This window comes from Candidatus Neomarinimicrobiota bacterium (genome assembly GCA_034716895.1).
Classification (GTDB): Bacteria; Fidelibacterota; UBA8477; order UBA8477; family JABMPR01; genus JABMPR01.
Genome location: JAYEKW010000092.1, coordinates 1 through 14,114, shown reverse-complemented (window position 1 = coordinate 14,114; position 14,114 = coordinate 1). Strand labels below are relative to the sequence as shown.

General features: G+C 44.4%; 11 protein-coding genes. 7 read left to right on the top strand and 4 right to left on the bottom strand.

From position 1 onward, the window contains the following. Positions 1 to 229: 229 nt before the first annotated feature. Entirely contained in the window at positions 230 to 2,590 is a 2,361-nt protein-coding gene (locus U9Q77_06000; protein MEA3286910.1) for a glucosamine-6-phosphate deaminase, read from the bottom strand. Positions 2,591 to 2,784: 194 nt separating this feature from the next. On the opposite strand from U9Q77_06000, the gene ispD reads away from it, so the two are divergent. Genes ispD through U9Q77_05985 form a run of 3 tightly spaced genes read left to right on the top strand, consistent with a single transcriptional unit; the run spans position 2,785 to position 5,828 of the window. Further along, complete coding sequence (gene ispD / locus U9Q77_05995) at positions 2,785 to 3,447, top strand: 2-C-methyl-D-erythritol 4-phosphate cytidylyltransferase (protein MEA3286909.1); 663 nt, start codon at positions 2,785 to 2,787, stop codon at positions 3,445 to 3,447. A gap of 6 nt (positions 3,448 to 3,453) precedes the next feature. Continuing rightward, positions 3,454 to 5,202 carry a DUF6716 putative glycosyltransferase gene (locus U9Q77_05990; protein MEA3286908.1) on the top strand — a complete coding sequence of 583 codons (1,749 nt, stop codon included), beginning with the start codon at positions 3,454 to 3,456 and terminating at the stop codon, positions 5,200 to 5,202. After that, positions 5,199 to 5,828, top strand: a complete 630-nt coding sequence (locus U9Q77_05985) for a glycosyltransferase family 29 protein (protein MEA3286907.1) — start codon at positions 5,199 to 5,201, stop codon at positions 5,826 to 5,828. Before U9Q77_05990 ends, U9Q77_05985 begins: the two co-directional genes overlap by 4 nt. Here U9Q77_05985 and U9Q77_05980 read toward each other — a convergent pair. Then, on the bottom strand, positions 5,809 to 6,681 hold the full coding sequence (locus tag U9Q77_05980) for a DMT family transporter (GenBank protein MEA3286906.1): 873 nt from the start codon (positions 6,679 to 6,681) through the stop codon (positions 5,809 to 5,811). The two genes, U9Q77_05985 and U9Q77_05980, sit on opposite strands and share 20 nt — an antisense overlap. A 246-nt stretch (positions 6,682 to 6,927) precedes the next feature. Between U9Q77_05980 and U9Q77_05975 the strand changes: the two genes are divergently transcribed. From U9Q77_05975 to U9Q77_05960, 4 genes are all read left to right on the top strand, one after another. Next, on the top strand, positions 6,928 to 7,608 hold the full coding sequence (locus tag U9Q77_05975) for an acylneuraminate cytidylyltransferase family protein (GenBank protein ID MEA3286905.1): 681 nt from the start codon (positions 6,928 to 6,930) through the stop codon (positions 7,606 to 7,608). Between the two features lie 169 nt (positions 7,609 to 7,777). Then, positions 7,778 to 8,827 (top strand): N-acetylneuraminate synthase family protein, encoded by a 1,050-nt coding sequence (locus tag U9Q77_05970; GenBank protein MEA3286904.1) that lies wholly within the window; start codon positions 7,778 to 7,780, stop codon positions 8,825 to 8,827. Positions 8,828 to 8,925: 98 nt separating this feature from the next. Continuing rightward, a complete protein-coding gene (locus U9Q77_05965) occupies positions 8,926 to 9,426 on the top strand; it encodes an HAD hydrolase-like protein (GenBank protein ID MEA3286903.1) in 501 nt (166 codons plus the stop codon). Continuing rightward, positions 9,423 to 10,685, top strand: a complete 1,263-nt coding sequence (locus tag U9Q77_05960; protein ID MEA3286902.1) for a glycosyltransferase N-terminal domain-containing protein — start codon at positions 9,423 to 9,425, stop codon at positions 10,683 to 10,685. Before U9Q77_05965 ends, U9Q77_05960 begins: the two co-directional genes overlap by 4 nt. Positions 10,686 to 11,065: 380 nt before the next feature. Here the strand turns inward: U9Q77_05960 and U9Q77_05955 are convergent, their stop codons facing one another. Beyond that, positions 11,066 to 12,805, bottom strand: a complete 1,740-nt coding sequence (locus tag U9Q77_05955; GenBank protein MEA3286901.1) for a DEAD/DEAH box helicase — start codon at positions 12,803 to 12,805, stop codon at positions 11,066 to 11,068. A gap of 105 nt (positions 12,806 to 12,910) precedes the next feature. Next, the coding region (locus U9Q77_05950) for a DEAD/DEAH box helicase (protein MEA3286900.1) at positions 12,911 to 14,114 on the bottom strand (1,204 nt) is incomplete at its 5' end.

Below are 14,114 nucleotides of genomic sequence, written 5' to 3'. Positions count from 1 at the left end.
CGCGCATAGGTTCAAAATATCACCCTACGCTTTACACGCTACGGGAGACAAGTTTTGCTGTTCTGTAAGCTTAAAATTTTATGCCTGCCTGCGCGGAGACCGACTTCGGCATAGGCAGGCATAGCGGTAGCTATGGTTATAATTTTAAGTGAAGCAGAACTGTAAAAGATGAAGAAGATAACGCGCAGTTTGAAGTAAAAATGGTATAACACGGGTGGCATTGACTCTCTTAACCCTGGGACTCAGTTACCTTCTGCAATTCAGTAGCCCGGGTGTAGAATTCATCCAGTTCCATTTCCTTGATGTAGACCAAACCTTTGGCAGCCCTGATCCTGGGATGTTTATGCTCATACCAGAAATCACGCCCCATGACCCGTTTCATGTCAGAGTGCTGTTTGACCTGGATCGCCTGGGCTAATTCCGAGAATGGTCCATTATGTTCAAAACTGGGGAAGGGAGCATCAATTTGTGACGGGAAACAGTGTTTAAATGTCTCCCGCATGATAGCCATGGAGTTCAAAGATACTGGCACGTAGATATTAGCATCAGTCGGCTGGAATTTGAACCAGACATTGCGATATCCCCAGACTCTCAGGGGAGCATCAGGATATTTCTTCTTGTAGAGTCTAATGGCCTCTGCCACTGCCTGCAAAACTTTATAATGAGTATCAGGACCACTGGCTTCCGGATCTAATGCCAGGGTGACCACTGTCGGTCGGATTCGTTCCATGTATTCCAGAACGGGCTGAACATCACGATCCATGGTTGGATCCTCGGTAAAAATATCCCCCTTATAAAAACCCAATCGTAAATGGTGGACATTCTTGATGGGCGTTCCATAATGAGCCCAGACCAGGTCTGCCTCCCACTCTCTGATGCGACCCTTAAGGTTTTGCATCAATGGCTCATCTTTTTGTCCCGGATACCTTGAATCCAGATAGTCCATCAATTCCATGATCTTTGACGGCAAGGACTCCAGCTTGATCTCAGGAAAAAGGATCAGTAAGTTTCGGATCAGGCGTCTTGAGGAACCTTTATATTTATGGGTTCTACTGTGATTGGCGACACCGTCCAAATAAGTGTAAATATCCCGCTGAGCCCCCATCTGGTTATCCTGATCAAAATAACCTTCATCTTGCAGATGATCATACTGTTCCGTTTCCATGTAGGCCAGGGCATGTTGCAGTTGATCTTTTACAAATTCATTGGTTACCGCGTTAAAGCCGCTGGTTAAATAGGCAAAGTGATGTTCATTCCGCGGCGTTCTCACCAGATGAACAATATGAGCCAGGTACCCAAGCATGATATCATCATGATGCGGAGCTGTGTGAAAGAAGACCTCGTTCTCCACTGGAGCCAAACCACGATCCAGTTTCGAAACCAGATTATCAAAGATACGTTGCTTAATAGTTGGCAGGGATGCGTTGCTGCGTGTTAATGCTGCGGTTGGAACCAGCTTCCCGGCAACCTGCTCAGTAGTGATTTCCCGTATGGGAGTATCTGAGCGCATGGATAGGGTCATCAGATGCTGGTCTATCAGATTTTCCGAAATATGCGCTTCATTTTTCAGCTCGTGCTCGATCCGACGATCCAGAAACACCGCTGCACCAGAAGTTATATAAAATCGGGCATTCGGCATCTTGTGCAACGCTCCAGCCGGATGAATGTTGGCAGCATCCTCTTGAACTGCGGCAGCCACGATACCGGCTTTTGCTTCACCAGCTGCAAAAATCAGTGCTGTCGCGTCAGGATTGAAAGTAATGGTCTGCAAACCAATAGTGATTACCAAGCGCTTTTGGGAAACTTCAATTCCACCCAGGTCTCCTGCTGCCGCCGCTTGAGTCTCAAAGTTGGTGGGCGTTAATCTGGTAGTTGAAAAATAATCTGAACCGCGGACATTGAAGGCAATGTGACCATCCGGTCCGATTCCGCCCAGAAAGAAACCAATACCACCCTTCTCTCTGATCCGTCGTTCATAATCCGTACAGTATTCATCTACCCGCTCAATTGCTTCCTTCTGGAGTCGTCCCAGTCCCGTTTTTGGCTGACTGAAGCGCAAACCAAGATCAACAACCAGATCCGGAAATATCTCTTGGAAGCTTTTTCCCTGCGGATATTTAATTATACTCGCATCGATCAACTGTGCTCGGGCTTCATTTATCCCAAAGCCATTGATATAATATTTCATGACATAGTCATAGAAACTGTTGTGCTGCGATGCTGGAATGGGGAAAAATTCATCGATCTGAACAAACTGCAGATCATGCAGATCGGGTTTGTTTCCCGCTTGGATGCCAACCTGTTCAAGCAACGCCCTGGTTGGCTTCGTTTCCCAGGTCGATAAATAATGTTCTACATAGCGAATGAAATATTCTGGGGTTTTTCCTGTGGGTAGGGAAACAACACCTTCTGGAAAATCCTGAACCCACTCGAGAAATCTTAATGCTGTCAGTTGACCCAGCAGAGGAAAATTGTTGACCTGCACAAGCGGGATCTTTTCATCTGGAGCATACTGAAAATCCAGCTTGGAACGGTTAAGGAAATAACTTTCGACAGGTGTAGGCGGATTGAAATTATTATTTTTTATCATGGCGCTATTATGCTTCGTGAAATGGCAGATTACAATCATTTTTTAAGTGGATGATCAGTTATAAATCAAATATTATCAACAAAGATAATTTTAGTTTGTTAGTCTTGTTAACAAACCACAAATAAACTTCACTCCTCCATTATGGACCAATCGTAAAATTGTAAATAAGGGTGGTATCGACTATGTTAAACGATATGAGCACGCAAGAGAATACAGCTATCATTGTGGCTGCCGGAAGTGGAAGTCGGCTTGGGTCCGAAAAGCCAAAGCAATTTCTGCTATTAGCTGATCGGGAGATATTGAGTTATTCTGTCCAGACTTTTCTCGATCATCCAGAAATAGGTGAAGTTATCATCGTCACTGCTGCTGCCTATCTGGAACATGTTTCAATTCATTACCCTGACTGCCATGTCGTATTGGGCGGACCCAATCGTCAGGATTCAGTTTTTAACGGACTTCGTGCATGTTCACGGGACACAAAGATCGTTCTCATCCATGATGCTGCCCGGCCCCTGATTCCCGCGCGAGTTATTGATGATTGTCTAAAACAACTGAAAACATTTGACGGCACTGCCCCGGCTATAAAACCAGTGGACACAATTGTCCAGCTCAAAGGTAACGAATTTCAAAATTTGGAGCGAGATAAGCTCAGAATTGTTCAGACACCCCAATGCTTTCACCTGGATGTTCTACGTCAAGCCCACGCTTCAGGCAAGACTGATACAGACGAAATGGGACTGGTTAAACAAACCATCCCTTCTGCTCGCCTGGGCTACATAGACGGTGCTCCTGAAGCCATGAAAGTTACCAACCCGCAGGATATCATTTTATTGGAATTCTACGCTAAAACTGTGTAGTAACTTATGTCACGCTTCCTTTTTATTCTCCAATTTGATAGTTTTATAAAAACATTAATGCCCGTTATTGAAGAGTTGCAAGCCGACCATCAGGTTGACCTATTCCTGCTCCAGCGCTTTAAGAAGAAAAATTGGATTGACGCTAATATTAAGGGAATCATCGGTACTCACCGTTTTGAGACCGGCGCATTTAGAGCCCTTTATCAAAAAGTCCTTTCTGGTTATGATGTTATTGTGATCGGCAGTGTTGGCGCACGCCTTATCGTCAATTTGCGCAACTTTTTAACTCGCCATGGTTTATCAACACGACTTGTCAGCGGCTATGTTGGTGCTTTGCTTAAAAACTATCCCACAGGGTTTTACAAGGGAGTAATGCGCCGCTCATTTACTGATCTGATTTGGACTCCGGGAACTGAATCACGAATTCGCATCCTGAATACCGGACTCATTAATACTGACCGAACAACTATTGTTCCTACCGGACTACCCCGCTTCGATTCACTCTACGCAAAGAGTAAGACCTGGCGGCGCAAACCTGAGACCATCCTTTACATTGAGCAACCCACCTTTCCCAAAAGCCGTAGTGAACGACTGCAACTCGTGCAACAGTTGGCTAACGTGGCTCACGCCTATCCAGAACGAGAGGTTGTAATTAAGCCTCGGTTCGGAACAAAGACTGGACATGCTCATCCTCCAAAACACCTCCTGCCGGACCTGATTGAGGAAATGGGCGATTGCCCTTCAAATTTATCGGTTTCTAAAGATGATTTGTATACTGAGTTTCAACGCACTGATTTCGCACTTTCCATCAGCAGCACGGGAGCACTCGAAGCAATGCTTATTGGGATTCCCACCTATTTTATCCGAGATTTTTGTGGCGAAACCAATCTGTACGGTAGTTCTGATTTTAACATAAGCGGAAATGTTGTTGATTTTGAAACAGTGATTAATCGAAAACTACCTGACGTGGATTTTAAAAAGGCTGAATCCATCATGCGCTTCGACGGCCAGAATACCCGACGGCTCACTGATTCCATTTTATCCCTGGCCAACATGCCTCCCCGCTGGATTCGTTCTAAAACTGTCAGATTGCACGTTCAGTATTCCACTGATCCCTTTTTTGAACCTATTCGTCAAAACCTAAAGCATACCCATGAACGTAATCCAGAGTTAATTGCTCTGTGGATGAACCAGAGTATTCAGCAGGTTGGACCAGCCAGCAAACGTGACCTGGTCCTGGATTTCTGGAATGGGAAGGATCTTCAGATGGATGATGACTGCAACTCAGCTATTACCAGTAATCCTGTGGACACAACTGACACCAGTATGATCCGAATCCATGGGTTTTTTGTACTGGGTACTCTACTTAGTCTCTTTCCACAAAAGCACACTGAAGAGGGTTGCCTCGAGATGTGGGAAGTAGCTGATTTTGAGCTAATGGAAAAATGGTTTCAGCACCTGAAAGCTTGGTCTTTACATAACTCGAATATTCTTCTTTTACAGGAATACTGGATGAAACAGGATTTGACCAGTGGTGAGTTATCCTTTAACCTGGATAGCGGGCAAATCGCTCATTTTTCCACAGAACAGAGAACCAGCTTCCCCAACTTTCATATAACACCAGCTCTCCGGTCTCACCTGGAACAAATACGGACTACTCATGAAACCAAACTGGATGAGGTTTACAGGCTTTTGGACAAGATTGCCTGGCATGACCGGTATTTTGAGGCGCTTGCTCGCAATTGGCCTGCATGAATCAATCTTTGAACCAATTGCCTGATTTTTTAGTTGGCCATAGATCCAGTCAGGTCATCATTATCGGTAATGGTCCCAGTGCAGCAGCTCATGAGCTCGGCCAACAGATCGATGCGTTCGATCAAATTATTCGGATCAATAATTACGTCACCGCAGGAATGGAATCCAAAGTTGGTTCGCAAACAGATATCTGGGTCAATGGTGCCAACCAGGGACTAAAGAAGCGTGCTGATCTTCCCAAAAACACATTGGTGATGATCCCGCCTGTAGTATTGGAACACAAGGGTGAAGCCATTCATAATCGCATTCAGCGACGGCTTGGGACCAATCAGTATTTCATGGTGCCACTTGAAATCATGCAAAGAATGGAAGGTCTGAGTGGCATCAAGCGACCAACTACTGGTTTTTTTACGATTTTCTACTTTTATCTACTTGGGTGGGATGTGACCCTGCATGGCTTTGATTTTTTCGTGGGATCCACATCACACTATTTTGACAATTCGCTCAAGCATTGGCTCAAGGATCAGGGTATCTTAAGGAAAGCTGGCAAGCACAATATTGAAGCAGAAAAAACTTTTGTTGAAGAACTTGTCAGCACTGGTAAAATCAAAAAACTTCGGGTTTAGGCTTTTCCCGCTTAAAGGTAAGTATCGTTAAACCCGTCAGGGTGATCCCACCCCCGATCACAACTGATAATCCAACCATTTCTCCAAATAAGAACCAAGCTAAAATCGTTGCCAGAATTGGTTCTCCAAATGGCATTGATCCAACGATAGTTGGCCTGAGATACTTGACTGCATAGCTCATACTGTTGTGACCAATCAGGGTTGGCAGTATGACCAAGGCTAAAATCCATTTTGCATCGGGCAAAGTAAATCCAAGGTCAATCCCCATAATCAGCCCTATCGCTCCTAGAGTAAGTGCCGCAAAAAGATATAGCCAGCGAGTATATTGGAGGGTGGTATATGTATTCCGCATCCGTTCTGCGATAATTAAGACCACTGCCATAAATACGGAACTTGCCAAGGCCAAAAGGTTTCCAAGTATTTCTTCTGAACCAAATTTCAAAGCAGAGATCTGGACCAACACAGCACCTCCGATGGCCAGCCACAGACCAACCAGTGCGCCAACAGACAATCGACGTTTCAAAAAAAACCGTTCATAGCTCAAGGTGAAGATGGGTGCCAATGTTGCAAACAAAGTTGCATTGGCGATGGGTACCACCTTTACTGCTGAATAGAAAAAGACGAAGTGCAGGGCTAGAAAAATACCAGCAACTATAACAGACCCCAGGTGCTTTTGATCGAGAGTACCCTGAGGTTTTAGGGAAGCGTGAGCCCAAAGCAGCATTGAAGCGCCAGCCATCCGCCAGAAGGCAATTGTTAAGGCTGCCAAACCAGGTACGAATCGAGCCAAAGGTGCCCCAAAGCTTATCCCCAGCAAACCCAGCACTAAAACTATATAGACATGCCGTTTCATGTCTGCGAACATAATCCTTAATCAGAATTCAGAAAGCAGAATACAGAATACAGAATACAGAATACAGAATACAGAATACAGAATACAGAATACAGAATACAGAATACAGAATACAGAATACAGAATACAGAATAACAACTCCATTCAATAACTCAATAACTCAACAACTCATTAACTCATTAACTCAAAAACCCAGTAAATCCAAATTGTGGTCTGTCAAACGCGACATATCTTCTATATTGCACCATGGAAATTTATTGCATCATACCTGCCCGGGGCGGCTCCAAAGGTGTTCCCCAAAAAAATGTTAGACTCTTTCTTGGTCAGCCTCTCATCACCCATTCTATCCAGTATGCCCAATCCGCCAGCCTGGTAACCAGTGTATTTGTCTCTACGGATGATAACCATATTGCTGATGTATCACGACAAGCAGGGGCAGAGATCATACCTCGCCCGGCAGAATTCGCCACGGATACAGCTACAACAGAATCTGCTATTGTGCACGCTCTCCAGTGGTGGCAGGAACATGAACATCTCCCCGATATCATCGTTTTGTTACAGGCCACCAGTCCATTACGCCCGACTGGCTCCCTGGATAAGGCATTGCAGCATTTTCAGGATCAAGGGTTTGATTCACTCCTCAGCATCTCACCCACCCATCGGTTTTTCTGGAAGGTGGATGGATCCAAAGCCCAGGCAGAATATGATTATTTAAACCGTCCACGGAGACAGGATATGACTGAAGACGATATCCGCTATGTTGAAAACGGATCAGTTTACATTTTTACCCGAAAACATTTTGCAAATTCAAAAAATCGTCTTGGTGGCCAAATCGGATACACAATCTTTCCCGAAAAGTACAGTCTGGAGATCGATACTGAACTGGATTTTCAACTGTTGGAAAATTCTGCCGCAAAAATTGATTAAGTAATCGCTTTTGCTGTGTCCAGGCTCTGTGTACTTTGGGGTTAGACTTTTTGGTAGATCCTCAATATTTACGAACAGGCCGTCATTTTTTTTAACGTAGATCGGAATATCTATTCTATTTTGAAGCCGGAATTTTTTGAATTGATTTAACACACTAAGCGAGGCAAAGTTGTCAACAATACAATTAGGTACAAAAAAAGCAGGGGCTGGTCAGCCTGTATACATCATCGCCGAAATAGGCATTAACCATCAAGGTGATGTTGCCATAGCAAAAAAACTTATTTATGAAGCTGCGGCCGCGGGGACCAATGCAGTTAAATTTCAAAAGCGTAGTATCCAAAGGATCCTGACCCGTGAAGGTCTGGAGATGCCGTATGAAAACCGTAACTCTTTCGGCAAAACTTATGGTGAGCACAAGCGCGCTTTAGAACTCTCAGAATCTGAATACCGCACATTAAAGGCGTACGCAGATGAATTGGAAGTTGATTTCATCGCATCAGGCTGGGATGAGGAAAGTATTGATTTCCTGGAGGACCTGGGGGTTCCTTTCTTTAAAATGGCTTCAGCAGATCTAACCAATCTACCCCTCCTGACCCACACAGCCCGCAAGGGCAAACCCATGGTTCTCTCAACGGGCATGGCTAACATGAAAATGGTTCAAACTGCTTTGGATGCAGTCTCACAGCTTAATCCGCAAATTGCCATTTTGCAGTGTACCTCTACTTACCCATCCTCTTTTGAGGAGATCGATCTGGAAGTGATCAATACTTTCCGGAAAGCTTTCCCTGATTCAGTTATCGGTTATTCTGGTCACGAGCTTGGAATAGCCATCACCGAAGCCGCTGTTGCTTTGGGAGCTAAGATTGTTGAGCGACACTTCACGTTGGATCGCACCATGAAAGGCGGCGACCATGCTGCCTCTCTGGAGCCTGGAGGTTTTGAAAAAATGGTTCGGGATATTCGCCACATTGAGGCTGCTTTTGGAAGCGGAACCAAAGAGGTGCAAGCATCCGAGTTACCGATCTTTAAGAAATTGTCGAAAAGCATTGTTTCTGTTTCTGCAATTGCCGCTGGTACACTTCTCCAGAGGAACATGTTGACAACCAAGGGACCTGGAAATGGAATTTCACCCGTACGCCTGGACCAGATCATTGGTAAAAGTGTCACCCGTGATATTGCTGCTGATGTTGTCTTGAAGGATGAAGATATTAACTGGTGACCTCTTCTGCTGTACAACAAGAACTATTTATACCAAGCGCACCTCCAACCTGCACTATTAATTCAATTGGTATTATAAACGACCTCCAGGAGAAATGAATGATCTCAAATGAACTAAAATCCAAAGCGGGTAAGATCAAACTTGTTGTTACCGATATCGATGGTGTCTGGACAGATGCCAAGATGTATTATACTGGTACTGGAGAGTTCATGAAGGCTTTCAGCACCTATGATGGAATTGCTACTTCTCTGCTTAGTGAGGCTGGCATTCCCACTGCCATCATCACTGGTGAGAAATCACCTGCTGTGGCCGCTCGCGCAAAGAAGCTGAAACTCAAGGATGTTTTTCTTGGTATAGATGATAAACTTACTGTCTTCGAAATATTGCTCGATAAGTATAAACTAACTCCTGATCAAGTCGCTTACATTGGTGATGATGTTAACGATTATACCGTTATGCAGGTAGCGGGTTTAACTGCCTCACCATCCAGCTCTCCGGCTTTTCATCTCTTGAAACCAGATATCCTGCTTGATCGCGTAGGTGGTGATGGCGCTTTTCGTGAGTTTGCTGATATTATTCTTGCCTCTCAGGATCAATGAGTTTTTTCTTTTACTTAATATATAACCTTACTCTATTACTGGCTCTTCCTGTTGTCTGGATTGTCGCTTTCTTTAACGATAAACTTGGCGGAAGTCTGGCTGGTCAAAAAGACATTAACAGGATTCTGCTCAGTTTTAATAATAAAGTAAAACTTGATCCAAAACCAGTTGTGTGGCTACACGCTGCGTCTGCTGGTGAGTTTGAACAAATTCAACCACTCCTATCCAGGATACGCAAGCTGAATGTTTACATTTTCCAGACCTTTACCTCAGCTACTATTTATTATAAGGTATCTCACGACACACGCTTTGATGGTGTCTGTTTTCTACCCTGGGACATTTACCCCCGAGTGTATCGTTTTGTAACAGCCTTGTCACCCTCACTCATGATCAACACACGTCATGATATCTGGCCAAATTTGCAATTGGTTCTTCATCGAAATAAAGTTCGGAATATTTTGATCAATGCCAACCTGTATCAGGACTCAACTCGCCTAAAGCCGGTGATAAGACAGTTCAATCGAGGTATTTTCCAGCATATCGACCATGTCTACACTGGTTCCGAATCTCTTAAAAGCCTTCTTAAGGTGCTCTATAAGGGTCCTATTGATGTGGTGGGTGACTCAAGGTTCGACCAAGTTAATGAACGAGCTAAAACCAATGATTCGGAAATGATTTCTGCTAAAACCATTTCTGACCGACAGGTCATTGTGTATGGGTCAGTCGTCACTTCTGATCTTGATGTTGTAACCGGAGCAATCTCCAAATCCCTGGCTACTAAGGATTATCTGCATATCATCGTCCCCCATGAAGTACATGAAAGGGATCTCATCCCCTGGGAAGTTGCCCTTTACCGAACCATGCTCAAGTCTATCCGCAGAACGGAGCTTGATCAATATGCTCATGAACCGGTCATCATCTGGAACCGGGTCGGACAGCTAGCAGATCTTTATAAATATGCTCGATTGGCCTTTATTGGTGCTGGGTTCTCCACAGGGGTCCATTCGGTAACCGAACCAGCTATCTACAATATTCCCTGTGCTCATGGCCCCAAGTACGATATCCTCGCTGAAGCCATAGATCTGGTAGAAGCACAGCTCTCCACGGTGATCAAAACCGAGCAACAACTCGAAGCATTTCTAAATCTGCCCGATGATGAAGTCACTGCTCTGTCAGAGAAGATTAAAATTTTTGTGCACGTTCGTCTTGGAGCTGCAGACAAGATTATGAATCACGAATTCCCGCTTAAGCAGGTGTAACAAAACTAATTTGTAGTAAATATTATGGCTCATCGTCATAATGCGTACCTATACCTGAATATTGTTCTTCGATTAACAGGAATAAAATTCTTTCTCTTCAATCAAGGTAGGTAGCAAGTTCCAATTCTAACCTGGATTAAATTCCCTGAAAGGGAAAAACAAGAATAGCCACCCGGCGTCGCTTCCAGCTATGCCGGGTAGCTATTCATATTTAATCCATTTCGACAAGGCTCAATGCACCGCCTTCGGGATATTTCTTTAGCAGATAAATCAGGTCTCATTCACCATTTTGACGCTTCTTCCTATGACCCCAGGAACGCATTTAGGGGAAGAACCATAACTATAGGCAACCGTTCAAACTGAATTACAACTATTAGTCCCTATTTTCTGCGATTCCGACGCCCACCTGAACTGCGTTTTTTCCGATCACCACTCCGACTATCCCGTTTGGGATAACCTCTTTTTTTCTTTGGCGGCCATTCAGTTGATTTAGTGGCTCCTGGTGGTTTTGCCTGGGATGCTTCTACCGCTAGTGAAACACCATCAAAGGTCATCTCATTCATGGCTTTTGTCAGCTTCATTTCAACTGCAGCATCGACCTCAAAAAAAGCAAATTTTTTCATCACCTCAATGCTGCCAACGGTGGCATCTCCAGAGTCCAGCGCCTGGTTGATCAGGCCGATCAGACGAGTAGGATTTAAGCCGTTAACAGATCCCACATTGATAAACAAGCGAGCAAATAAAGTCTTACGCCTTTCATTCCGGCTCTTCTTCTTCTGCGTTTTCGGGCTATTGGAAACATTGATATCTCTAGCATTTTTGTAGTAATCCAGAAAACGATTAAATTCTGCTGAGACAAAGTGTTTTATCAAATCTTCCCGACTCAGCCATTCAAGCTTCTTCAATATTGCGGGTAAGAATGGCTCGATCTGCTGTTCATCAACCTTAACTTTTTCAATTTTATCAATGAGAGTGTACAACTGCTTGGTGCAAATATCCTTACCCGTAGGAGCGGTCTGTTTGGCGAATGTGATCTTATACCTTTTCTCAATAACTCTGATCCTGCTGAATTCTCGAGTATGAATAATAGCAATCGAGATTCCACTTTTACCTGCCCGACCCGTTCTTCCGCTACGGTGGATATAGATTTCAGCATCATCTGGCAAATTATAGTTAATGATATGGGTCAAATCATTAACATCCAAACCCCGGGCCGCTACATCTGTGGCAACCAATATCTGTAAACGATGATTCCTGAATTGTCCCATGACCTCATCACGCTGGGCTTGCGATAATTCACCATGCAAGGCATCTGCGTTGTAGCCATCATGCATTAATTTGCTAGCAACTTCTTTTGTCTCACGGCGAGTGCGACAGAATACTATTCCATAAATATCGGGGTTTATATCAGCAACCCGTTTTAGCAGCTCATACCGATCATGGGCATGCACCATGTAATACATGTGTTTTATATTTGCAGCAGCCGTGTCAACTTTGGCAACTGCAAGCTGGATTGGATCGAACATATATTTTTTAGTGATATTCATTATTGCCCGGGGCATAGTAGCAGAGAATAACAGGACCTGTCGTTCTTCCGGGGTCTCAGCTAAAATAGCTTCAAGATCCTCCTTGAAACCCATGCTGAGCATTTCATCTGCCTCATCAAGAACCACTCGCTCAACATTTTTCAGGACTAATTTTTTTCGTTTAATCAAATCCATAGCCCTGCCGGGTGTAGCCACCACAACCTGAGCTTCTTTTCTCAATGCACGTAGTTGTGTATCAATACTGGCTCCACCATAGACAGGAACAATACCCAAGCCTTTAAGATATTTGGAGTAGTTCGTCATATCTTTGGTGATCTGGATGCACAGCTCCCGGGTGGGGCACAGGATCAAGGTTTGGGTTCGTTTATCTTCCCGTTTGGTTAACTGTACAATGGGTAAACCAAAGGCCGCAGTTTTACCGGTTCCAGTTTGTGCAGAAGCTATAATATCCCGGTCAGATGAAAGCATGTGTGGAATAGTTTTTTCCTGAATAGGTGTTGGTGTTTGGAAACCAAGCTCTGCAATGGCATTGAGCACATCATCAAGGAGGCCGGCTTCTTCAAATGTTTTCATGTTTCTATCCTTATGACCATTTCGGTCGATTTATTCTCTTCTCTTAATATATTCTGGTCGCATCAATTTCATTTTATCTGTGTCTATCCGCGGCAAAAAGTCGCCTTAGAACCGCTTCCTGGAACGCGATCTACGGCGTTTTTGATCACTCCCACTGGTTTTCTTTAATGCTTGTTGGCGTTGCCGACCTGTCAGAGTGACTGAGTCACTTGCGACCTCTGCTGTTTCTGTCTCATTCTTAAAAGGATGATCCTTGATCACTGGGATCTTTTGGCCGATCAGCTTTTGAATGTCCCGCAGAAATAGTCTTTCTTCACCATCACAGAAGGATACCGCGATTCCGCTCAGGCCTGCCCGGCCGGTTCTACCTATGCGGTGGATATACGTTTCTGGAATATTTGGTAGATCATAATTGATCACATAGGCCAGCTCATCTACATCAATTCCCCGGGCGGCTATATCGGTTGCCACCAAAACAGGAGTTGTTCCTTTTTTGAAATTTCCCAATGCGCGTTGTCGAGCAGTTTGTGATTTATTGCTATGGATGGCTTCAGCTGTTACGCCAGCTTTATCCAGTAAACGTACAATTTTATTGGCACCGTGTTTTGTCCTGGAGAAAACCAGAACAGAATCAGGTGATTCTGTCTTCATCAGGTGGATCAGTAGTTTAACTTTGCTTTTTTTACTCACGAAGTAAACCGCCTGCTTCACTTTCTCTGCAGTTGTTTGATCCGGGGTTACTGCCACTTTCTCCGGATGACTGCCCAGTAGTTTTTGTGAAAGCGCGACAATATCAGGCGGCATGGTTGCAGAGAAGAAAAGGGACTGTCTCCTGGCCGGCAGTTTAGCAATGATCTTACGAATATCATGGATGAACCCCATATCCAGCATGCGGTCAGCCTCATCGAGGACAGAATATTCAACATCCTTTAAAGATATGAAACCCTGACCCATGAGATCCAGCAACCGTCCAGGGGTGGCGACTAAAACATCGACCCCTTTGCGAAGCGCATCCGTTTGTTTGCCTTGTTTCACCCCACCGAAAATGACCGTATTTTTTACACCGGTATATTTACCATAAACAGTGAAACTTTCTCCAATCTGGATGGCCAGTTCTCTGGTAGGAGTGACCACAAGTGTTCTAATTTTACGCAGTCTATTGGTCCGTTTTTGTTCCTGATACAATAATTGAAGAATGGGAATAGCAAAGGCTGCAGTCTTACCTGTGCCCGTTTGGGCGCTACCCAGCAAGTCTTTTCCCTGCAATAAAATGGGGATGGATTGTTCCTGTATCGGAGTTGGGTGGGTA

Excerpts from the sequence above, each read along its gene's own strand:
- U9Q77_06000 (MEA3286910.1), bottom strand. The coding sequence starts at position 2,590 with ATGATAAAAAATAATAATTTCAATCCGCCTACACCTGTCGAAAGTTAT.
- ispD (MEA3286909.1), top strand. The coding sequence starts at position 2,785 with ATGAGCACGCAAGAGAATACAGCTATCATTGTGGCTGCCGGAAGTGGA.
- U9Q77_05990 (MEA3286908.1), top strand. The coding sequence starts at position 3,454 with ATGTCACGCTTCCTTTTTATTCTCCAATTTGATAGTTTTATAAAAACA.
- U9Q77_05985 (MEA3286907.1), top strand. The coding sequence starts at position 5,199 with ATGAATCAATCTTTGAACCAATTGCCTGATTTTTTAGTTGGCCATAGA.
- U9Q77_05980 (MEA3286906.1), bottom strand. The coding sequence starts at position 6,681 with ATGAAACGGCATGTCTATATAGTTTTAGTGCTGGGTTTGCTGGGGATA.
- U9Q77_05975 (MEA3286905.1), top strand. The coding sequence starts at position 6,928 with ATGGAAATTTATTGCATCATACCTGCCCGGGGCGGCTCCAAAGGTGTT.
- U9Q77_05965 (MEA3286903.1), top strand. The coding sequence starts at position 8,926 with ATGATCTCAAATGAACTAAAATCCAAAGCGGGTAAGATCAAACTTGTT.
- U9Q77_05960 (MEA3286902.1), top strand. The coding sequence starts at position 9,423 with ATGAGTTTTTTCTTTTACTTAATATATAACCTTACTCTATTACTGGCT.
- U9Q77_05955 (MEA3286901.1), bottom strand. The coding sequence starts at position 12,805 with ATGAAAACATTTGAAGAAGCCGGCCTCCTTGATGATGTGCTCAATGCC.